We start from the raw sequence: 20,923 nt of genomic DNA on the forward strand, positions 1-20,923 counted from the left end.
CAGCGGCGGGACCTAAACTGAAACCTCATGAACGATAGTGCGAGATCAGACGGAAAATTATCTCAACACTCTTGGTAGTTTGGCAACCGAATAAATCGCAATCCACGCCGCAGGAGGGAAACCATACGTTTTTAACGGCGTCTTGGCGCTAACAAAAAAACCTCGGTGCTCAATTCGGTAACCCTTGTAAGCTAAATCGGTCGCAGCGTCAAACGCAGATGCCCCGAAGGTGATAAAAAAGTGCATCTGCTCATCAACTTTAGGCGATTTCCCACGAACCGCACACCCGGTTGCTCAGGCCTTAATCAATGTCGGAGTAATGAATATCACCAGTTCGCGCCGTTTATGCTGTTTGCTGCTCTGTTTGAACAGGGAACCCAGCAAGGGTACGTCGCCAATCCCGGGCACCTTGTCTGCCCCCTCGGCGCTATGGCGCTGAAATACGCCCCCCAAAACAACGGTTTCGCCATCTTTTACCGTCACCTGAGTTTTGATTTCCTGCTTATCTATCGCCAACGTCTCGCCTGCCGCACGGCTGATTGAACGCCCGGGCATGTTCTGGCTGATTTGCAACGTCAGGGTAATGCGGCCATTGGGCAAAACTTTCGGCGTCACCTCCATGCCCAGTACCGCTTCCTTGAACTCCATCGACGTCGCCCCGCTGGAGCCGTTGTTCACTTCATAGGGAATTTCAGTCCCCTGCTTTATGCTGGCGGTTTGCAGGTTCGCGGTCAGCAGGCGCGGACTGGCGATGATTTCTACCCGGTTTTCCTGCTCCAACGCCATCAACTCCAGATCCAATAATCGCCCGCCGATTCGTGCCAGATGGAAACCCGCGCTGACAGCACTGCGCTCCAGCGGTAATCCCACATTAAAGCCGCCCATCTGCCATGACTTGGCCGGACGGTCGTCCGAAGCCAACCCCCAGCGCACACCCAGCTCACGTAAACTCTCACTGTTGATGGTGACGATATGCGCCGCCAATTGCACCTGTGCCAAAGGCACATCCATTTCGGCGATCCTTTGCGTTAATAACGCCACAATCGACGCGGTATCGCGGATCAATACCGCATTGATGCGTTTATCTGCCACCACGCTGCCACGCTCGCTCAGCAATATTCCACCCTGCGCGTTCAGGTTTTCAGCAACCTCTTCCGCATCGGCATGGCTCAACGGCAGGGTCACGCTTTTTAGCGGCTGTTTTTGTACCAGCGCCTGCTGTTGGCGCTGCTTTTCTTGCTCATTGGGTTCAGGAGAAACCAGCATGACATTCCCCTCCAGCGTCATTGACAACTTCCCCATGCGCAAAATCACCGCCAGAGCCTGATGCCAGGGCACATTATCCAACCTCAACGTCAGATTGCCCCCCACACCTGCCGCGGTGACCATATTCAACTGTTGATAATCCGCCAACGCCTGCAGCACCTGGGTAACAGGAGCCTCCTGAAACTCCAGTGAAACGGGGTCTTGCTCCTGTGCTGCACCGGCGAGAGCTACCCCCCAGAACAGCACCGCCAACCAACGGCATCCTTTCATTTTTCTTCCTTAAGGTTTCCCAGACTCAACACCACTGCATTCTCAACGGCCGGACATACCGGATCGCCCTGATTCGCTTTCAGCGTTACTTGCCCCTTAACGACCTGCTCTACCCGCCAACGCCCGTCTAACAGGGTTTGTTGGGGTTTTAAGCGCAGCCACTGCCCGGTGGACGTAACCACCCAGGCATGGTGTAACGCCGCCTGCCCAATGGTGCCCTTCAATTGCCAGTTCACCGGCGACTCCCCCGCGCTCGGGCAATCGGGCAAGGGCAATGGCTTAAAAGGATCGCGTGGCTGAGGCTGGGCCATCAGCGCCAGAGGCAGCCACAGTAACCAGAACCCACAGCATTTATTCATTGGTTTACCGCCTCTGCCTCTGTCGCAGCCGCCTGGAGAATGAAATGTGCTGTCAGTTCGCCCACCTGCGCCTCAACGGTCATTTGATCAATACGCAACTGGGCCGGCAAACTCTCCAACAGCCTTAATAAACTGCCGTAATTGAGATGCAGCATCAGGGTTTGCCGTGGCGAATCACCCTGCTGCTGCCAACGCTGCAGCCCGGCCCCCGCTCGTTGCAACGTGCTCGCCAAATCGCTATCGACGGCAGGCGGGCGGGTGACCTGCTGCAGGCTTTGATTCACCTGATCCAGCGTCGGCATACGAGCCAATTGCTCCCACAAGGGGGTCATCTGTTGCATCAGACGCTGCTGCTGCGCCTCGGTCTGTGTCAGTTGCTGCCATTTTCCTTGCAGCAGCAGGCCGAACAGCAGGATCAGGCTGCCCAACACCAACCACTGGATGGCCAACAGTTTCCACACCGGCAAACCCAACCCTCTCGCTAACCACAGCGGCAATGACTTATCCACCCTGCCCCCATTGCGCCATCAACGTAAATGAGAACAAACCATCCTGACGCTGTACCACCTCTGCCAGACGGTAGTTCTGTAACAGGGGTAACGCCGTCAGTTGCTGTTCAAACTGAAGCACCGCCTCATAACGCCGGCTAAGCCCCCGTAAAGTGATATTCTGCGAGTGGCTTTCCAGCGCGATCAGCCACAGCGGGTCAGGCAGTGAAGTGGATAGGTGCTGCAACAGCTGTAGATAACGTCGGTTATGCGCAAGGTTGTTGTCATACTGTTGCGCCAACGCAGTTAAACGCGCCAGACGCGCCACCGACTGTTGCAATTGTTGATAACGCTCGGTCAGTTCTGCCTGCTGACCGATCAGCGTCAATAGCGCCTCATTCCGCTGTGCCTGGTGTTGACTCAACAGGCCAAAAACCACCATCAGTAGCGCCAACACCAGCACCAGCTGCAAAATGAATATGCGTAACCAAAAGGCATAGCGGCGACGCTGTCCCCGTATGCGCCAGGGCAAAAGATTAACCTGATACATCAGTTGTCCTCAGCGCGCAGCGCCAGACCGCCGGCCAGGACAAACGCCGCCGGCAATGTGGGTAACGGGGGACGCAGCTGGCTGAAAGCGCTGAGAGGCGACCACGGCAAGCTTCCTGACGGAGGCGGCTCATCAATCACGCTGCTATAGTAAATCTGATGTTCGCTGAGTGATGGACAGGCGGCATGCATTGCGGCCAGCGCCTGATTTGCCCCGTCCGCTTCCCGAAGCGGTACGATGCCATAGGCAAACTCCGCTCGGTGTGCGGTCACCCATAACCATTCTTCATCGAGGCGGTGCAGCAAACCGGCTTCGCCCGACACGCCTGCCGCTGCCGCCATCACACGCAGTGCGCATGGGGCAATATCAACCACCTGCGGCTGTAAATTTGCCTGACGCAGGCAGTTCAGCCACTGTTGCAGCTCTTGCTGACGGGCGGCGGTCAGCAGCAGAGTTGCGTGTTCGGGCAGTGACTGGCGGTAGTCCAGCGCCAATGTTTGGCTATCCAGAGGAAACTTTTTCAGCCCCTGACTGGTGATGTAGTCACTTCGCGCCGGCTCTTTCAGCCTGGCGTCCGGCAGTGGCAATCGATGCTGTAAAACCCGCTGCGCGGGCAGAGCAATGCGTAAGGAAATATGTCTTGGTAACTGAACCCGCCATTGGCGCAACGCCTGGATCAGCGCATCGCTCTGCTCTAGGCAGCCCTCACGCAGCACCGGTTGCGGCAACCTTTGTTGCCACCAGTGACGCAGTTGCCAGCCATTGCGACGGCGCTGTGCCGCCAGGGCACGAACGCAGTGACTTTGTATATCCAGCCCCACCTGCCATGCTTGAGTGATCATATTTTGCCCAACCTCCATATCGTCAGATAACAAAAGAACATATCCATGTTGCAGGCTTGCCTTTATACTACCGCGCGGTTGTTTATAAACTGCCCAAATGACATGAAAATGGGAAATCTCAGGTGAAGTTCGTAAAGTATTTACTAATCCTTGCAGTGTGTTGCATCGTGTTGGGGGCAGCCTCGATCTTTGGCTTGTACAAATATGTCGAGCCACAGCTGCCTGACGTCGCAACGCTGAAAGATGTGCGGCTGCAAATACCGATGCAGGTTTACAGCGCCGACGGCGAGCTGATCGCCCAATACGGTGAAAAACGCCGTATTCCGCTAAAACTGAACCAAATTCCGCCGGTTATGGTGCATGCGTTTATCGCCACCGAAGACAGCCGCTTCTATGAGCATCATGGCGTCGACCCAATCGGTATCTTCCGTGCTGCCTCAATTGCGCTGGTGTCTGGCCATGCGTCACAGGGGGCAAGTACCATTACCCAGCAGCTGGCGAGAAACTTCTTCTTAAGCCCGGAACGCACCCTGATGCGCAAGATCAAGGAAGCTTTCTTGGCAATACGCATCGAACAGATGCTGACCAAAGACGAAATCCTCGAGCTGTATCTGAACAAAATCTATCTGGGGTATCGCGCCTATGGCGTGGGTGCTGCGGCGCAGGTTTACTTCGGTAAAGACGTCAGTCAGCTCAGCTTAAGCGAAATGGCGACCATCGCCGGCTTGCCGAAAGCCCCCTCTACGTTCAATCCGCTCTACTCCCACGATCGCGCCGTAGCTCGCCGCAACGTGGTGCTGTCGCGGATGCTGGATGAGCATTACATCACTCAGGCGCAGTTCGATCAGGCGCGCAGTGAAGAGCTGGTGGCCAATTACCATGCGCCAGAAATCAGCTTCTCCGCACCCTATCTCTCCGAAATGGTGCGTCAGGAGATGATCAAGCGTTACGGTGACAATGCTTATACCGACGGCTACAAGGTCTACACCACCGTCACCAAGAAACTGCAGTTGGCGGCGCAGGAGTCGGTGCGTAACAACGTGCTGGCGTACGATATGCGCCACGGCTACCGCGGCCCGTCTAACGTGCTGTGGAAAGTGGGTGAAGCGGCCTGGGACCAAAAACAGATTGTCGATTCATTGAAGAATCTGCCGAACTACGGCCCATTGTCACCGGCGGTGATTGTCGCAACCAGCGCCGAAGAGGCAACGGCCATGATGGCAGACGGCAGCCATGTCGCACTGCCGATGTCCACCATGCGCTGGGCGCGGCCTTACAGATCCGACACTCAGCAAGGCCCAACGCCGAAACGCGTCACCGATGTCGTGCAGGCCGGTCAACAAGTGTGGGTTCGCAAGGTGGGCGAAAACTGGTGGCTGTCACAGGTGCCGGACGTCAACTCAGCCCTGGTATCGATCAACCCGAATGACGGCGCGGTGAAAGCTCTGGTCGGCGGGTTTGACTTCAACCAAAGCAAGTTCAACCGCGTGACTCAGGCGCTGCGTCAGGTCGGTTCCAATATCAAGCCCTTCCTGTATACCGCCGCGATGGACAAGGGTCTGACCCTGGCCACTATCCTGAATGACCTGCCGATCACCCGTTGGGATCCAGGTGCAGGTACCGACTGGCGGCCGAAGAACTCACCGCCAACCTACGATGGCCCGATTCGCCTGCGTCAGGGGCTGGGACAGTCGAAGAACGTGGTGATGGTGCGTGCCATGCGTGCCATGGGCGTTGACTACGCAGCGGAATATCTGCAGCGTTTCGGCTTCCCGGGGCAAAACATCGTGCATACCGAATCACTGGCATTGGGCTCGGCTTCGTTTACCCCAATGCAACTGGTACGCGGTTACGCGGTGCTGGCCAACGGCGGTTATCTGGTGGATCCGTACTTCATCACCAAGATTGAAGACGATAACGGCAACACCGTGTTCGAAACCAAGCCGAAAATTGTCTGCAACAGCTGTAATCTGCCGGTGATTTATGGTGACACTCACCGTTCGGCCGTGCTTTCCGAAGACAACATTGAAAATGTCGCGACGTCGCAGGAAGGCAAAAATGGCAACGTGCCAATGCCGCAGTTGGAGCAGGTGACACCTGCTCAGGTTCAGCAAGATGGCGATCAACAGTATGCGCCACACGTTATCAGCACCCCGCTGGCATTCCTGATGCACGATGCGCTGAACAGCAATATCTATGGCGAACCGGGTTGGATGGGTACCGCCTGGCGTGCAGGCCGTGATCTGAAACGTCGTGATATCGGTGGCAAAACCGGTACCACCAACAGTTCAAAAGACGCCTGGTTCTCCGGCTATGGCCCGGATACCGTGACGTCGGTATGGATTGGTTTCGATGACCACCGCCGTGACCTTGGCCGTACAACGGTATCCGGCGCGATCCCGGATCAGGCTTCCGGCGGTGAAGGCGGTGCCAAGAGTGCGCAACCGGCATGGGATGACTTTATGAAGGCCGCACTGGAAGGCATTCCAGAGCAGAAGGTGACCCCACCACCGGGCATTATCAGCGTTACCATCGACAAGAGCAGCGGTAAGCTTTCCGGCGGTGGCGGCGGTAGCCGTTCCGAGTACTTTATCGAAGGGACTCAGCCGACGGACTATCCTTCACGAGATACCGGCACTACGCTGACGGATCCCGGCGGCGAAAGCCACGAGTTGTTCTAACAAAAAAAGGGCCCAGATGAATCTGGGCCCTTTTTCATTTAACCGTCGCGCTTAGCGGGAACCGCGTAAAAATGCCTCGGTGAGGAACAACGCACTAACGTTGCGCGCCTCGCGGAAATCAGGCTCTGCCAGCAGCGCCATCATGTCGGCTATTGGCCAACGCACCTGCGGCAAGGGCTCCGGCTCATCCCCCTCCAGACTCTGCGGATAGAGATCGTGCGCCAGTACAATATTCATTTTGCTGGAAAAATACGAGGGAGCCATCGTCAGCTTGCTGAGGAAATCAAAGCGTCTGGCGCCAAAACCTACCTCTTCCATCAGCTCACGGTTAGCCGCTTCCAGCACGCCTTCGCCCGGATCAATCAAGCCTTTGGGAAAGCCAAGCTCATAAGATTCGGTGCCCACGGCATATTCACGGATCAGCAGCAAATCGTCGCCAATCACCGGCACAATCATCACGGCCTCGCGATCTGAGGGCCGCATCCGCTCATACACCCGCCGTACACCGTTACTGAACTCCAAATCGACCGACTCAACGTTAAATAAACGCGAACGCGCGACCGTTTCCACTTTCAGAATTTTTGGTTTTTGCAGGTGTTTATCCATGATTGCCTCAAATGAGTTATCCGCTAGCAGGCCGCAGCATCGGGCGTGATAACGCGGGTAACCAGAATAATGATTGGCGCGACGCGCAGTCCGCATGCGTTCAAACGCTGACCAAATCCGATCTTGATCACATTGTGCGTTAATGAGAACCTTTGCCGCAACGAGCACAAGCAGTAATTTACTTTTTTTTAACAAGCGTAGCCAGTACCCGCCGCTTTTCTGTTCTCATTCAGCAAAAAGAGCGCATTAAAATAAGATAATGCCGATATCGACAGTGCAACCTGGTTGCTATCATCACGCAGGCAAGACAGGGAAATAAGACTGATATTTTTATCAATAAGTGAGATCCCGACGGAGAATCTGTTCTCTCGTTACGGATCAGGGTGTCTCTTGGTGATTTGGCTGCGTATAATAGTCTAGGATTCATCAGGTTGGTGAGGTTCACGGGTACAGGATGGGGATAGCATGAGCACAATAGTGTTGATATTGGCCTTAGTGCTTGCCTGCCTGATTGCCGCCGGCCTGTATATTTGGTTCAAAGCCCGCAATCAGCCACTGCTGACGCGTACGCTGCCCTTTATCAAACCCACACACCGCAAGCTGACCGGCGAAGAACGCGCCGCCGTTGAGCACTATCTCGGCCAACAAAACAAGCTGAGCAACAAACTGTTGCCCGGCAGCAATTCATTGCCTTCTGCCAAACTGGCGCTGACGCCGCAAAGCGACAACGTCTATCCGGTCACCCACGCCATTACCCGCTACGGGCTGGCCAGTGATGAACCCAATAAATGGCGCTATTATCTGGACGCCGAAGAGGTGCATCTGCCGCCGTTCTGGGAGCAGTACATCAGCGCCGATAACCATGTGGAAGTGATTAGAACCCAGACGCTGCCACTGGTGATCTCTCTCAACGGGCATTCGCTGAAAGACCATATTCACGATCGGCCGCTGCCGCCGGTGGTGCAGGCGACTCCGAGCCAAAACGCCTCTATCCGCAAGGAAGAGAGCGAGCATGTCGAACTGCTGAGCATCCGCAAGGAAACCCCGGAAGAACACGCACTCAATCGCCCGAACGGTATCAAGGAAGCCGCCATTATCTCGGCGGCCCTGCTGTTGCTGTTCTTCAGTCTGATAAGCCCGGTCGTGGTAATCCCCTGGATGATTGTCGTCGCCGTGTTGACGATCGCCTGGGGCTGCTGGAACCTGTTCCGCCGCCCTGCGACACGCGAGCTAAAAGAAGTGCACTGCTTACGGGGTACCCCCAAGCGCTGGGGGCTGTTTGGCGAATCCAATCAGGGGCAAATCAGCAATATTTCACTCGGCATCATTGACCTGATTTATCCACCACACTGGCAGCCATACATCGCCCAGGATCTGGGTAAAACCACCGACGTGGATATCTATCTTAACCGTCAGGTGCTGCGCCAGGGTCGCTACCTTTCACTGCATGATGAGGTGAAAAACTTCCCGCTGCAGCAATGGGGCAGGAACGCGGTTCTCATGGCCAGCTCACTTTTAGTGCTGCTGCTGTTGCTGACCTATATCCCACTAAGCCTGCCGCTCAAGCTGAGCATGGCCTGGCTGCAAGGCGCACAAAAAATTGAAGTAACCAACGTACAAGCACTGGAAGGCGCAACGTTACGCATCGGGGATACCCTGAGGGCCCAGGGCACGGGCATGTGCTACGTACCGCCGTTAACCAGTGGCGCGCGCTCCACCAGCTTTATGCCGTTCGACTGTTCCGGAATTTACTGGAACAACGCGGCACCGCTGCCGCAGCCGGAATCGGAAGTGATCGACAAGGCCTCAGCCCTGCTGGCGACGGTCAACACCCAATTGCACCCTGACGGCACCGATCAAAAGCTCAACCCACAGTTGGCCAGCGCAATCGAGAAATCCGGCATGATCCTGTTGGATGATTTTTCCGATATCGTGCTGAAAACGCAGGATCTGTGCCAAGCGGATAATGACTGCGTCCGGCTGAAGAACGCACTGGTCAATCTGGGCAACGTCAAAAACTGGGGCACCCTGGTGAAACGTGCCAAATCAGGCTCGCTGCAAGGGGTGAACGTGTTGCTACGCCCGGTGAGCGCCGAATCACTGGAAAGCCTGACCAAAGTGGCCGCATCCTCCTTCGTCTACAGCGAAACCAGGCAGGCCGCCGCAGCACTCAACAGCCCACCACCGGGAGGTTTCCTGATCACCAGTGATGAAGGCAAACAGCTGGTGAATCACCCGCAGCCGACAGTGCCGCTAAACGAATACAACGCACTTGACCAATGGAACGAGCTGCAACGGCTTGCCGGTATGCTGTTGCATACGCCGTTCATGGCGCAGGGCGTGATCACCAATATCAGCGTCGATGCCAACGGTACCCGTCATATTGCACTGCACAGCGAGCCGGATATCATCACCCTGTGGCGCTATCTCGGCACCAGCCTGCTGCTGCTGACCGTCGCCGTCGTTCTGGGCTACAACAGCTGGAAGCTGGTGCAGCGCCGTCGCATCAATCAGCACCGCATCGCCGATATCCAGCGCTACTACGAAAGCTGCTTTAACCCGCAGCTTGCCCCGATGTCATTGCGGCCGATGCCCTGAGTCACTAGCCGGCCTGCGCCCTGTCATCAGCTTATGCTACGCTAACGCTATTACCCTTATCCTGCGGACCGCCGACGGTTCGCCTATGGAGTTTTCATGGTTCCCGAGTTTGACTGGAGCGAGATCGATACCGTGCTGCTGGATATGGACGGTACCCTGCTCGATTTGGAGTTCGACAGCCACTTTTGGCTCAGCCTGGTGCCACAGGCCCTGAGCGAACAGCGGGCTATTCCCTTCGATGAAGCGCGCAAAATTATTCATCAGGAGTATCTGGCCGTACAGCACACCATGAACTGGTACTGCTTCGATTACTGGAGCGAACGGCTGGATATGGATATTTACCGGATGACCAGCGAGGTAGGCAACCGTGCTCGGCTGCGCGAAGATACCGAGCCGTTTTTACAGGCATTACGTGCGGCAGGCCACCAGACTATTTTGTTGACCAACGCCCACCCGCACAGCCTGGCGGTAAAAATTGAGCATACCGGTTTGGACAGGCACCTTGATTTATTACTTTCCACCCACACATTTGGTTATCCGAAAGAAGATCAGCGTTTGTGGCAGGCAGTGCAGCAACACACCGGTTTTGATCCGCAGCGTACGCTGTTTGTCGACGACGGAGAACCGATTCTGGATGCCGCCCGTACCTTCGGTATTCGCTACTGTCTGGGCGTGCAAAACCCGGATTCCAGCATGGCGGAGAAAACCTTCCAGCATTACCCATCGATGCGCGATTACCGCCTGTTGATACCGGCGTTGGCCAGGGGGAATTGATGAAAGGAAAAACAACAGGCGACGAGGCCGTCCGGCTGGACAAGTGGCTATGGGCGGCACGTTTCTATAAGACCCGCGCACTGGCACGGGAGATGATCGACGGCGGCAAGGTGCACTACAACGGACAGCGCGGCAAGCCGAGCAAGATTGTCGAGCTTAACGCCGAGATCAAACTGCGTCAGGGAAACGAAGAACGCACGGTGATCGTGCTGGCTTTGACCAGCCAACGGCGCGGCGCCGATGAGGCGCAGCAAATGTATCAGGAAACCGAGGCCAGCATCGTCAACCGAGAGAAAGTAGCGCTCGCTCGCAAAATGAATGCGCTGACCATGCCGCATCCGGACCGCCGTCCGGACAAGAAAGAGCGGCGCGACCTGATTAAATTTAAATTTGGTGAGCAGGAATAACCCCTCACCGCAATGAGAGAAAACTATGTCTAACCATGACCAATTGCACCGTTACCTGTTTGAAAACTACGCGGTGCGCGGTGAGCTGGTTACCGTCAGCGAAACCTATCAGCAGGTTCTGAACAACCACGACTATCCGGCACCGGTAAAGAAACTGCTGGGTGAACTGCTGGTTGCCACCAGCCTGCTGACCGCAACGTTGAAGTTCGACGGCGACATCACCGTACAGTTACAAGGCGACGGCCCGCTGAAGCTGGCGGTGATTAACGGTAACAACCGCCAGGAAATGCGTGGCGTAGCGCGCGTACAGAGCGAAATTGCTGATGACAGCACGCTGCATCAGATGCTCGGCAATGGCGTCATGGTGATCACCATCGCCCCGTCCGAAGGCGAACGCTATCAGGGCGTGGTCGCACTGGAAGGTGAAACGCTGGCCGAGTGCCTCGAGGCTTACTTCCGTCAGTCAGAGCAGTTACCGACCCGCCTGTTCATCCGTACCGGTGAGTCTGAAGGCCAACCGGCCGCGGGCGGCATGCTGCTGCAGGTCCTGCCGGCGCAGGATGGTAATGCCGATGACTTCGATCACCTGGTGCAACTGACCAACACGGTGAAAAGCGAAGAGCTGTTCGGCCTGCCGGCCAACGAAGTGCTGTATCGCCTGTACCATCAGGAAGAAGTCACCCTGTATGAACCGCAGGACGTTGTCTTCCGTTGCACCTGTTCACGCCAGCGTTGCGCCGATGCGCTGATCACGCTGCCGGCGGAAGAAGTGGCTCAAATGCTGGAGCAAGATGGCAACATTGATATGCACTGCGATTATTGCGGTAATCACTATGTCTTTGACGCTATGGACGTCGCCGCTTTATACACCGGTAACACCGACGAAAGCGAGCAGTTGCACTAAGTAGCACCTTTTATCGGCGGGCGCTCCCAGCGCCTGCCTGCTTACTTCGTTTGCACGTTTGCTTTTTTCCGTGTGCTATCTCTCATAACGTAACGAAAAACCGACTAAAACGTTAAATATTTGATACCTATCGCGGTTACTCGCTGCTGAATCCCTACAATTGGCGCCAGAAATTCTGTGACCAAGGAGTAGTGACATGCGTGTTAAAGGTATAACCCCTCAGGATCTGGCCGCTTATGGGATTCATAACGTCGGCGAAATCGTTCACAACCCGAGTTATGACTTGCTGTTCAAGGAAGAAACAGACCCATCTCTGGAAGGTTTTGAGCGTGGGGTCGTAACCAAGCTGGGTGCCGTATCCGTCGACACCGGTATTTTTACCGGCCGTTCCCCGAAAGATAAGTACATCGTCCGTGACGACATCACCCGCGACACCGTCTGGTGGGCCGATCAGGGTAAAGGTAAAAACGACAACAAACCCCTTAGCCCGGAAACCTGGGCAGACCTGAAACAGCTGGTCACCACACAACTCTCCGGCAAACGTCTGTTTGTGATGGATACCTTCTGCGGCGCCAACGCCGACTCCCGTCTGAAAGTCCGCTTTATTACCGAGGTAGCCTGGCAGGCGCACTTCGTTAAAAACATGTTCATCCGCCCGACTGATGAAGAGCTACAGGATTTCGAGCCAGACTTCGTGGTGATGAACGGCGCCAAATGCACTAACCCGAACTGGCAGCAACAGGGCCTGAACTCGGAAAACTTTGTCGCCTTCAACCTGACTGAGCGCATGCAACTGATTGGCGGCACCTGGTACGGCGGCGAAATGAAAAAGGGTATGTTCTCCATCATGAACTACCTGTTGCCGCTGAAAGGCATCGCCTCAATGCACTGCTCGGCCAACGTAGGCGAGAAAGGCGACGTGGCGGTATTCTTCGGCCTGTCCGGCACCGGCAAAACCACCCTGTCCACCGATCCGAAACGCCAGCTGATTGGCGATGACGAGCACGGCTGGGATGACGACGGTGTGTTTAACTTCGAAGGCGGTTGCTACGCCAAAACCATCAAGCTGTCTGAAGAAGCAGAGCCGGATATTTATCACGCCATCAAACGCGATGCACTGCTGGAAAACGTCGTCGTTCTGGCTGACGGCACCATAGATTTCAATGATGGTTCAAAAACCGAGAACACCCGCGTTTCCTACCCGATCTATCACATCCAGAATATCGTGAAGCCGGTTTCCAAAGCGGGTCACGCCACCAAGGTGATCTTCCTGACCGCAGACGCCTTCGGCGTACTGCCGCCGGTATCTCGCCTGACCGCTAACCAGACCCAGTACCACTTCCTGTCTGGCTTTACCGCCAAACTGGCCGGTACCGAACGCGGCGTGACCGAGCCGACCCCAACCTTCTCCGCCTGCTTCGGCGCAGCCTTCCTGTCGCTGCACCCAACGCAGTACGCTGAAGTGCTGGTGAAACGCATGCAGGCTGCCGGCGCGCAGGCCTATCTGGTGAACACCGGCTGGAACGGCACCGGCAAACGTATCTCGATCAAGGATACCCGCGGCATTATCGACGCGATCCTCAGCGGTGAAATCGATAAGGCAGAAACCATTACTCTGCCTATCTTCGACCTGGCGATGCCAACCTCACTGCCGGGCGTTAACCCGGATATCCTGGATCCACGCGCCACTTACGCCAGCCTTGAGCAATGGCAAGAGAAGGCACAGGATCTGGCCGAGCGTTTTGTCACCAACTTTGACAAATACACCGATACCCCGGCAGGTGCCGCATTGGTCAGCGCCGGTCCAAAACTGTAATACCTTCTTTTTACAGCTTCAGCTAAGGCGTGGATCCCACGCCTTTTTTTATTTTTATCGGTTGTTATTTAATCAACGCAAAGGGATAATAAGCACTGCAATCATTGATAGCAAAGGAGATTTCAATGGCTACCATAACCGTCAGGAATCTGGACGACGAAGTAAAAGAGTTGCTGCGCGTTTCTGCAGCGAAAAATGGCCATTCCATGGAGGAGGAAGCTCGTATGATTTTGAAACAGGCATTAGTGAAAAAACACCCGCGCTATGGGTTGGGCACCTGGATGCATCAGCATTTTGCCGAGTTGGGTGGCGTTGAACTGGAGATCCCGCCGCGTGATAAAACACCCGCGCGCATTGTCACCTTTGACGACGACGATGACCAGGTATGATTATTCTCGATACCAATGTGATTTCGGAAACGTTGCGCCCCAATCCGCACTACAACGTCCTCACATGGCTGAATGAAAAAGACAACGATGAGCTTTATCTGAGTGCGGTAGTTCTCGCCGAGCTGTTCAGCGGGGTGGCCTGTATGCCTGATGGAAAGCGAAAACGCGAATTCAGGTTTAAGTTGGCAGAGGCGGTGCAGATAAGATTTGATGAGCAAATTCTGCCCTTTGATACGCTCTGCGCAATGCAATACGCGGAACTTATGGGGAAGAATCAGCGTCAGGGTCGGCTGATGAGCATGGCAGACACCCAGATCGCCGCCACCTGCCTGCATTACGGTGCCGCCCTGGCCACGCGTAATACCCAAGACTTTATCCATTGCGGAATTGAATTAATCGACCCCTGGCAAGCCGGCACCGGTCGGCGTCTGCATGAAGAAGCGGCGGAATATTACGTCATGAGCAGAAAACCCTGACAGGGCAGCCTCACTGTCAGGGGAGTTTGGCGCTGTCTTTCACTGCCTGATGCCCGTTGGCCGACTCTTTCTTTTCCATCGGTAACGGAATATAAGCCCTGATCAACAACCCACCGCGTTCGCTGGTACCAATATCCAAAGCGCCGTGATGACCATCAATAATACGTTGTACGATAGCCAGGCCAAGCCCGGTTCCGCTGGTGCTACGTGCGCTGTCACCACGGACAAACGGCTGCAGCAGATGTTTCAACTCTTCCGGTTTAATGCCCGGGCCGTCGTCCTCCACCTGGAACCAGCCGCGCTGCAGCTCACGGCCACTACTGACTTTGATCCAGCCGTTACCGTAACGCGCCGCATTCACCACCATGTTCGCCGCCGCTCGCTTGATCGACAGGGGATGCACATTCATCATCAGTTCACCCGGCGCCATGGCGGTTTCGATAACCCGCTCATAGCCACTCTCGGCCGCGACCACTTCACCCAGAATGCCATTCAGATCGCTTAACTCGGTCTGCATCTCCTGGCCGGTGCGCAGATAATCAATAAACTGCTCAATGATGGCGTTGCACTCTTCAATATCTTTATTGATCGACTCCGCCAAATAGCCGTCTTCGGCACTCATCATCTCGGTTGCCAGACGGATGCGCGTCAGCGGTGTACGCAGGTCGTGGCTGACGCCGGCCATCAGCAGCGTGCGGTCATCCGCCAGTTGCTTAACGCCCGATGCCATCTGATTAAAGGCCCGCGTTACCGAACGTACCTCAGATGCGCCGTACTCACGCAACGGCGGCGGAATAATGCCCTTGCCGACCTGCAGAGCGGCATGCTCCAGCTCCACCAGCGGGCGGTTTTGGATACGAATAAACAGCCAGGCACCGCCTATCGCCAACAGCATAATTGCCAGGGTATAACGGAACAGCGGCGAGAAATCGCCCTGGTGAATTTCAGTCAGCGGAACGCGCACCCAGATATCCGGCTGCAGCCAGGTCTTCAGCCACACCACCGGTGAGTTTTTGTTCACTTCAACCCGGACGTCGGTTGGCCCGCCGAGCTGCTGAGCCATTTGCTGGCTGAGGAATTGATAGTGCTGCGCCCAGCGCAGACCGCTCTCCTCCGCCGCCGAGTTGGTGTAGAGAGAAATCCCCAGTTCGCGATAGATTTCACGACGGAACGCCGGCGGCACCTCCAGCAAGGTTCCATCCTCCAGCTGCAGCTTATCGGTCATCAGCATACGAACTTCGTAGGCCAATACCTTGTTGAACTGCTGCAAACTGGGCAGGATGGCGAAGTTCAGCACCACCAGATAGGTCGTCACCAGGCTGACGAACAGCAAGGTGACGATCAATAGCAGGGTTCGGGCAAACGAGCTACGCGGTGAAAAGCGTAATCGTCTCATGCCTTGCTGCCGTCCGGGACGAAGACGTAGCCAAGACCCCAAACGGTCTGGATATAACGAGGATGCGCAGGATCTTCCTCAACCATACGGCGCAGACGAGAGATCTGCACGTCGATGGAGCGTTCCATGGCGCTGTATTCACGGCCGCGGGCCAGGTTCATCAACTTGTCACGCGACAGCGGTTCACGCGGGTGGCTCACTAACGCCTTCAGTACCGCAAACTCGCCGCTGGTCAACGGCATAGGCTCGTCTTCACGGAACATTTCACGGGTACCCAGGTTCAGTTTGAATTTGCCAAAGGCAATCACCGCTTCTTCTTGCGAAGGCGCGCCCGGCAGTTCATTGGCCTGACGGCGCAATACCGCACGGATACGGGCCAGCAGTTCACGCGGGTTGAACGGTTTTGGGATGTAATCGTCAGCGCCGATTTCCAGGCCAACGATACGGTCGACTTCTTCACCTTTGGCGGTCACCATAATGATCGGCATAGGGTTGCTTTGGCTGCGCAGACGGCGGCAGATAGAAAGCCCGTCTTCACCCGGCAACATCAGGTCCAGCACCATCAGGTGGAAGGATTCACGTGTCAGCAAGCGATCCATTTGCTCAGCGTTGGCTACGCTGCGAACCTGAAAACCCTGTTCGGTTAAATAACGCTCTAAAAGCGCGCGCAAGCGCATGTCATCATCGACGACCAGAATCTTATGATTCTCTTGCATTGTATTACTCCCAAAGGCTGTATTGCCTGACGTGAATATTGTTAAAAAACCATGCCAATTCGGACAGCGATTATTGGTATATATTCTAGACTAAATTGTTACAAAGCTTATTCTTTTACCGAGTTATCAATATCTTTCATTCAACAAGTCAATTAATCCACTCAATATTGCCTCGTTTCGCCGGGAAAAGAGGCCACAACCGCTCGGCAACATTACGCCACATTCACTATGCCGCTGGTGATTAACGCTCAAATTAACAGCGTATTTATGATCGGGTTTACCCTATATCAGCGACCACCCAAAACAGTCTAAGCCGGTAGTGACAATGCGCCTAATGTCATTCATCGGCAGTCTTGGGAAAGTACCGAGGATAATATGCACCTTACCCGCAGGTTACAGCAACTGCACTTCGGCATGATGCTCAGTGGCAAGCAATGAGATGCCTATTTTCGATGCCGCTGGCTTCATATCTGTCGTACACTTTGCGCTACAGATTCCACTATTGCCACGGTCACAAGGTTGCATGAGAACACCGCTTATCACCCGTGAAGGGTACGAAAAACTGAAACAAGAGTTGGACTACCTCTGGCGTGAAGATCGGCCAGAGGTCACCAAAAAAGTGACCTGGGCGGCCAGCCTCGGTGACAGAAGCGAAAATGCCGACTATCAGTACAACAAAAAACGGCTGCGGGAAATCGATCGCCGGGTACGTTACCTGACCAAATGCCTCGAACAGTTGAAGGTCGTCGATCACTCGCCGCAGCAGGAAGGTAAAGTCTTCTTCGGCGCCTGGGTGGTGGTGGAAAACGAAGATGGCGAGATCAAACGCTTTCGCATCGTCGGCTATGACGAGATTTTTGGCCGCCGGGACTATATCTCCATCGACTCACCGATGGCCCGCGCCCTGCTGAAAAAAGAAGTGGGTGATGCCGCCACCGTCAACACCCCGGCAGGCGATGCGCTGTGGTATGTGAATGAGATCGAGTACGTTAAATAAGATTTCAGTTTTTTCCGAGCGGTCGCCCGCCGCCGCGGTACAGGCCGCTTTGCGCGTCATTGCTGCCGAGAGGCGGCCCGCTTCACTGGCATTTTCCGCGCGCAATCCGTATAACTGTCCCCCTGTTTACTAACCATTCTCAACAGATACCAGACCTATGAATGACCCACTGAGCCGCATTATTGCAACAGAACTGCAGGCCCGGCCGGAGCAAGTTGACTCCGCCATCCGTCTGCTGGATGAAGGTAATACCGTGCCCTTTATTGCACGCTATCGTAAGGAAGTCACCGGGGGTTTGGACGATACCCAACTGCGCCAGCTGGAAACCCGCCTGGGTTATCTGCGTGAACTGGAAGACCGCCGTCAGACCATCCTTAAATCGATCGACGAGCAGGGCAAACTGACCGAACAGCTGGCGGGGGCGATCACCGCCACGCAAAGCAAAACCGAACTCGAAGACCTCTACCTGCCGTACAAACCCAAGCGCCGCACCCGTGGACAGATCGCGATTGAAGCCGGTCTGGAGCCCCTGGCAGACACCCTGTGGCAGGATCCTCAGCAACAACCTGAACAGCTGGCCGAAGGCTACGTTAACGCTGACAAGGGCGTGGCAGACGTTAAGGCCGCTCTCGACGGCGCGCGTTACATCCTGATGGAGCGCTTCGCCGAAGACGCCGCGCTGCTGGCCAAGGTTCGTAATTACCTGTGGAAGCACGCGCATCTGGTATCCAAAGTGGTGGAAGGCAAAGAAGAAGCCGGCGCGAAATTCCGTGACTACTTCGATCACCATGAGCCTATTGCCCAGGTGCCTTCACACCGAGCTCTGGCCATGTTCCGTGGCCGCAACGAAGGCGTGCTGCAACTGGCGCTGAACGCCGACCCGCAGTGTGAAGAAGCTCCGCGCGAAAGCCAGGCGGAACAGATCATCATCAGCCATCTCGATCTGCGCCTGAATAACGCTCCGGCAGATGCCTGGCGTAAAGCGGTGGTCAACTGGACCTGGCGTATCAAGGTGCTGCTGCACCTGGAAACCGAACTGATGAGTACCCTGCGCGAACGTGCGGAAGACGAAGCAATCAACGTCTTCGCCCGTAACATGCACGACCTGCTGATGGCCGCGCCGGCCGGCATGCGTGCAACCATGGGGCTGGATCCGGGCTTGCGTACCGGGGTCAAAGTGGCGGTGGTGGATGCCACCGGCAAGCTGGTCGCCACCGACACCGTCTATCCGCACACCGGCCAGGCCGCCAAAGCCGCGGCCATCGTCGCGGCACTGTGCATCAAACATAAAGTGGAACTGGTCGCCATCGGCAACGGTACCGCGTCGCGTGAGACCGAACGTTTTTACCTCGATTTGCAACAGCAATTCGGTGAAGTCAAAGCGCAAAAAGTGATCGTCAGCGAAGCCGGTGCCTCGGTATATTCCGCCTCAGAACTGGCGGCGCTGGAGTTCCCTAACCTCGATGTCTCGCTGCGTGGTGCCGTCTCCATCGCCCGCCGCCTGCAGGACCCGCTGGCCGAACTGGTAAAAATCGATCCGAAATCCATCGGTGTTGGTCAGTACCAGCACGATGTCAGCCAAAGCCAACTGGCGAAAAAGCTGGATTCGGTGGTTGAAGACTGCGTAAACGCCGTTGGGGTCGATCTGAACACCGCCTCGGTGCCGCTGCTGACCCGCGTGGCTGGCCTGACGCGCATGATGGCACAGAACATCGTTACCTGGCGCGATGAGAACGGTCGTTTCAGCAACCGCGAGCAGCTGTTGAAAGTCAGCCGCCTGGGGCCAAAAGCCTTTGAGCAATGCGCCGGCTTCCTGCGTATCAACCACGGCGATAACCCGCTGGACGCCTCGACCGTTCACCCGGAAACCTACCCGGTGGTCGAACGTATTCTGGCCGCCACCCGCCAGGCATTGCAGGATCTGATGGGTAACCCGGCAGCCGTGCGCAGCCTGAAGGCCGGCGATTTCACCGACGACAAATTCGGCGTGCCAACGGTGACCGACATCCTGAAAGAGCTGGAAAAACCGGGCCGCGATCCGCGTCCGGAATTCAAAACCGCTACCTTTGCCGAAGGCGTTGAAACCCTGAACGACCTGCAGCCGGGGATGATCCTGGAAGGTTCGGTGACCAACGTCACCAACTTCGGGGCCTTTGTCGATATCGGCGTGCATCAGGACGGCCTGGTGCATATCTCCTCGTTGGCGGACAAGTTTGTCGAAGATCCGCACACCGTGGTGAAAGCCGGCGACATCGTCAAAGTGAAGGTGATGGAAGTTGACCTGCAGCGCAAACGCATCGCGCTGAGCATGCGTCTGGACGAGCAACCGGGGGAAGGTTCACCACGCCGCGGCGGTAACGCCGCCCCGGCAAGGGACAACGCCAACCGGGCACCGGCCAATAAGGCCAAACCGCGCGGCGGCAACAACACCTCGGCGGGTAACAGCGCCATGGGTGATGCGCTGGCAGCGGCATTCGGCAAAAAATCTTAATCAGGCCTAACCAGGCCTATGGGATGCAGGGCGGGGTTTACTCCGCCCTTTCCTGCCGAACTATCCTCGCAATTTTTTGACCCGCCTCAATAAACCTGCATATTTCTCCAATCTTGCCAACAGCCATAATGACCCGATGTTTCAGGCCTGAAAATAGCGCTGCATAGCCATCGATTAACACCGTTATTAACATCATGTTCTCATTTTGGTATTTCTCAGAGAAACACAAATAGTTACCGCTCGTATTTAGCCGATGAAATGTTGCCAAATAAATACCCATAGTAACGCTGCCGGATCATGGCTATTGAATGTGTCGCTAATTTTTTCAATCTGGAAAAAATTACTACAATCACGTAACTGATTTAACCCACCCTTCTCATTTGCACCTGGCCAGGCCGGGTGATAAAAGTAGCCTCGTCAGGCAATCTCGAGCGTTAAATGTGATCGCCACAACCTTTGGTTACCAATACCCCTATTTTTTGTATTGAATGCGATAATGATTCTCACTATTATTATTTTGCGTATTCACTGCATTACTTCATGGATTGAAACGTCGGTGGAGCGTCATGTTTACTTCCGCGCTTCCTTTGGAACGTTCTTTATCATCATCAGCCCAATAAGCTGGGCTCAGGGAAGGTTACATGCATCTTCAGCCTAAACGATCGTATAAGATCACCGGCTTCGCCAATGACATTGGCCCAGCCTACCGTCAGAAACTGTTATCGCTCGGCATGCTGCCGGGTTCATCGTTTGAAGTAGTGCGCGTAGCGCCGCTGGGTGACCCAATAGAAATTAAAACCCGCCGTGTCAGCCTGGTGCTGCGCAGGAAAGATCTGGCCCTGATCCTGCTCGACGGCCAATCCTGACGCTGAGCCGCCTTGCCTTGGCCACGCATAT

General features: G+C 55.5%; 19 protein-coding genes. 11 read left to right on the plus strand and 8 right to left on the minus strand.

Annotation, left to right across the window (positions count from 1 at the left end):
* Nucleotides 1–294: 294 nt before the first annotated feature.
* The 5 genes from hofQ to pilM are packed head-to-tail and all read right to left on the minus strand — an operon-like array spanning nucleotide 295 to nucleotide 3,775.
* On the minus strand, nucleotides 295–1,536 hold the full coding sequence (hofQ, locus tag OCH02_RS18470) for a DNA uptake porin HofQ (RefSeq protein ID WP_261432439.1): 1,242 nt from the start codon (nucleotides 1,534–1,536) through the stop codon (nucleotides 295–297).
* Complete coding sequence (locus OCH02_RS18475) at nucleotides 1,533–1,895, minus strand: hypothetical protein (protein WP_261432440.1); 363 nt, start codon at nucleotides 1,893–1,895, stop codon at nucleotides 1,533–1,535. Before OCH02_RS18475 ends, hofQ begins: the two co-directional genes overlap by 4 nt.
* A complete protein-coding gene (locus OCH02_RS18480; protein WP_261432441.1) occupies nucleotides 1,892–2,404 on the minus strand; it encodes a hypothetical protein in 513 nt (170 codons plus the stop codon). The genes OCH02_RS18475 and OCH02_RS18480 overlap by 4 nt, the downstream gene beginning before the upstream one ends.
* Complete coding sequence (locus OCH02_RS18485) at nucleotides 2,397–2,933, minus strand: PilN domain-containing protein (protein WP_261432442.1); 537 nt, start codon at nucleotides 2,931–2,933, stop codon at nucleotides 2,397–2,399. The genes OCH02_RS18480 and OCH02_RS18485 overlap by 8 nt, the downstream gene beginning before the upstream one ends.
* The gene (pilM, locus tag OCH02_RS18490; protein WP_261432443.1) at nucleotides 2,933–3,775 is read right to left on the minus strand and encodes a type IV pilus biogenesis protein PilM; all 843 of its coding nucleotides are present in this window, start codon (nucleotides 3,773–3,775) and stop codon (nucleotides 2,933–2,935) included. Before pilM ends, OCH02_RS18485 begins: the two co-directional genes overlap by 1 nt.
* A gap of 122 nt (nucleotides 3,776–3,897) precedes the next feature.
* Between pilM and mrcA the strand changes: the two genes are divergently transcribed.
* On the plus strand, nucleotides 3,898–6,456 hold the full coding sequence (gene mrcA / locus OCH02_RS18495; RefSeq protein ID WP_261432444.1) for a peptidoglycan glycosyltransferase/peptidoglycan DD-transpeptidase MrcA: 2,559 nt from the start codon (nucleotides 3,898–3,900) through the stop codon (nucleotides 6,454–6,456).
* A gap of 51 nt (nucleotides 6,457–6,507) precedes the next feature.
* Here mrcA and nudE read toward each other — a convergent pair whose 3' ends face one another.
* Nucleotides 6,508–7,062, minus strand: a complete 555-nt coding sequence (gene nudE, locus OCH02_RS18500) for an ADP compounds hydrolase NudE (RefSeq protein WP_012147288.1) — start codon at nucleotides 7,060–7,062, stop codon at nucleotides 6,508–6,510.
* A gap of 465 nt (nucleotides 7,063–7,527) precedes the next feature.
* On the opposite strand from nudE, the gene OCH02_RS18505 reads away from it, so the two are divergent.
* The 7 genes from OCH02_RS18505 (at nucleotide 7,528) to OCH02_RS18535 (ending at nucleotide 14,426) form a co-directional block, all read left to right on the plus strand.
* The gene (locus OCH02_RS18505; protein WP_261432445.1) at nucleotides 7,528–9,660 is read left to right on the plus strand and encodes an intracellular growth attenuator family protein; all 2,133 of its coding nucleotides are present in this window, start codon (nucleotides 7,528–7,530) and stop codon (nucleotides 9,658–9,660) included.
* A 96-nt stretch (nucleotides 9,661–9,756) separates the two neighbouring features.
* Nucleotides 9,757–10,434, plus strand: a complete 678-nt coding sequence (gene yrfG, locus OCH02_RS18510) for a GMP/IMP nucleotidase (RefSeq protein ID WP_012147290.1) — start codon at nucleotides 9,757–9,759, stop codon at nucleotides 10,432–10,434.
* Nucleotides 10,434–10,841, plus strand: a complete 408-nt coding sequence (gene hslR / locus OCH02_RS18515) for a ribosome-associated heat shock protein Hsp15 (RefSeq protein ID WP_261432446.1) — start codon at nucleotides 10,434–10,436, stop codon at nucleotides 10,839–10,841. Before yrfG ends, hslR begins: the two co-directional genes overlap by 1 nt.
* Before the next feature lie 25 nt (nucleotides 10,842–10,866).
* Nucleotides 10,867–11,745: an Hsp33 family molecular chaperone HslO gene (hslO, locus tag OCH02_RS18520; RefSeq protein WP_261432448.1), complete on the plus strand. Its 879-nt coding sequence runs from the start codon at nucleotides 10,867–10,869 to the stop codon at nucleotides 11,743–11,745.
* Between the two features lie 196 nt (nucleotides 11,746–11,941).
* Entirely contained in the window at nucleotides 11,942–13,561 is a 1,620-nt protein-coding gene (pckA, locus tag OCH02_RS18525; protein ID WP_012147293.1) for a phosphoenolpyruvate carboxykinase (ATP), read from the plus strand.
* A 125-nt stretch (nucleotides 13,562–13,686) separates the two neighbouring features.
* On the plus strand, nucleotides 13,687–13,950 hold the full coding sequence (locus OCH02_RS18530) for a FitA-like ribbon-helix-helix domain-containing protein (RefSeq protein WP_261432449.1): 264 nt from the start codon (nucleotides 13,687–13,689) through the stop codon (nucleotides 13,948–13,950).
* Nucleotides 13,947–14,426, plus strand: a complete 480-nt coding sequence (locus tag OCH02_RS18535; RefSeq protein WP_261432450.1) for a type II toxin-antitoxin system VapC family toxin — start codon at nucleotides 13,947–13,949, stop codon at nucleotides 14,424–14,426. Before OCH02_RS18530 ends, OCH02_RS18535 begins: the two co-directional genes overlap by 4 nt.
* A 16-nt stretch (nucleotides 14,427–14,442) precedes the next feature.
* Here the strand turns inward: OCH02_RS18535 and envZ are convergent, their stop codons facing one another.
* Nucleotides 14,443–15,822, minus strand: a complete 1,380-nt coding sequence (envZ, locus tag OCH02_RS18540) for a two-component system sensor histidine kinase EnvZ (protein WP_012147296.1) — start codon at nucleotides 15,820–15,822, stop codon at nucleotides 14,443–14,445.
* Nucleotides 15,819–16,538 carry a two-component system response regulator OmpR gene (ompR, locus tag OCH02_RS18545; protein ID WP_004709363.1) on the minus strand — a complete coding sequence of 240 codons (720 nt, stop codon included), beginning with the start codon at nucleotides 16,536–16,538 and terminating at the stop codon, nucleotides 15,819–15,821. The genes envZ and ompR overlap by 4 nt, the downstream gene beginning before the upstream one ends.
* A gap of 523 nt (nucleotides 16,539–17,061) precedes the next feature.
* Here ompR and greB point away from each other — a divergent pair.
* The 3 genes from greB to feoA all read left to right on the plus strand — a co-directional run bounded on the left by greB (nucleotide 17,062) and on the right by feoA (nucleotide 20,892).
* Complete coding sequence (gene greB / locus OCH02_RS18550; protein WP_135318372.1) at nucleotides 17,062–17,535, plus strand: transcription elongation factor GreB; 474 nt, start codon at nucleotides 17,062–17,064, stop codon at nucleotides 17,533–17,535.
* A 157-nt stretch (nucleotides 17,536–17,692) separates the two neighbouring features.
* Nucleotides 17,693–20,026 (plus strand): Tex family protein, encoded by a 2,334-nt coding sequence (locus tag OCH02_RS18555; RefSeq protein WP_261432451.1) that lies wholly within the window; start codon nucleotides 17,693–17,695, stop codon nucleotides 20,024–20,026.
* A gap of 641 nt (nucleotides 20,027–20,667) precedes the next feature.
* Nucleotides 20,668–20,892 (plus strand): ferrous iron transporter A, encoded by a 225-nt coding sequence (gene feoA / locus OCH02_RS18560; protein WP_261432452.1) that lies wholly within the window; start codon nucleotides 20,668–20,670, stop codon nucleotides 20,890–20,892.
* Nucleotides 20,893–20,923: the final 31 nt, after the last annotated feature.

It is taken from the genome of Serratia quinivorans (genome assembly GCF_946227985.1).
In the GTDB taxonomy this organism is placed as follows: Bacteria; Pseudomonadota; Gammaproteobacteria; order Enterobacterales; family Enterobacteriaceae; genus Serratia; species Serratia quinivorans_A.

Coding starts and splice junctions, on each gene's coding strand:
- feoA (WP_261432452.1), top strand. CDS start 20,668: ATGCATCTTCAGCCTAAACGATCGTATAAGATCACCGGCTTCGCCAAT.
- yrfG (WP_012147290.1), top strand. CDS start 9,757: ATGGTTCCCGAGTTTGACTGGAGCGAGATCGATACCGTGCTGCTGGAT.
- greB (WP_135318372.1), top strand. CDS start 17,062: ATGAGAACACCGCTTATCACCCGTGAAGGGTACGAAAAACTGAAACAA.
- OCH02_RS18505 (WP_261432445.1), top strand. CDS start 7,528: ATGAGCACAATAGTGTTGATATTGGCCTTAGTGCTTGCCTGCCTGATT.
- pilM (WP_261432443.1), bottom strand. CDS start 3,775: ATGATCACTCAAGCATGGCAGGTGGGGCTGGATATACAAAGTCACTGC.
- pckA (WP_012147293.1), top strand. CDS start 11,942: ATGCGTGTTAAAGGTATAACCCCTCAGGATCTGGCCGCTTATGGGATT.
- hslR (WP_261432446.1), top strand. CDS start 10,434: ATGAAAGGAAAAACAACAGGCGACGAGGCCGTCCGGCTGGACAAGTGG.
- hslO (WP_261432448.1), top strand. CDS start 10,867: ATGTCTAACCATGACCAATTGCACCGTTACCTGTTTGAAAACTACGCG.
- ompR (WP_004709363.1), bottom strand. CDS start 16,538: ATGCAAGAGAATCATAAGATTCTGGTCGTCGATGATGACATGCGCTTG.
- hofQ (WP_261432439.1), bottom strand. CDS start 1,536: ATGAAAGGATGCCGTTGGTTGGCGGTGCTGTTCTGGGGGGTAGCTCTC.
- OCH02_RS18555 (WP_261432451.1), top strand. CDS start 17,693: ATGAATGACCCACTGAGCCGCATTATTGCAACAGAACTGCAGGCCCGG.
- nudE (WP_012147288.1), bottom strand. CDS start 7,062: ATGGATAAACACCTGCAAAAACCAAAAATTCTGAAAGTGGAAACGGTC.
- OCH02_RS18475 (WP_261432440.1), bottom strand. CDS start 1,895: ATGAATAAATGCTGTGGGTTCTGGTTACTGTGGCTGCCTCTGGCGCTG.
- OCH02_RS18485 (WP_261432442.1), bottom strand. CDS start 2,933: ATGTATCAGGTTAATCTTTTGCCCTGGCGCATACGGGGACAGCGTCGC.
- OCH02_RS18530 (WP_261432449.1), top strand. CDS start 13,687: ATGGCTACCATAACCGTCAGGAATCTGGACGACGAAGTAAAAGAGTTG.
- envZ (WP_012147296.1), bottom strand. CDS start 15,822: ATGAGACGATTACGCTTTTCACCGCGTAGCTCGTTTGCCCGAACCCTG.
- OCH02_RS18535 (WP_261432450.1), top strand. CDS start 13,947: ATGATTATTCTCGATACCAATGTGATTTCGGAAACGTTGCGCCCCAAT.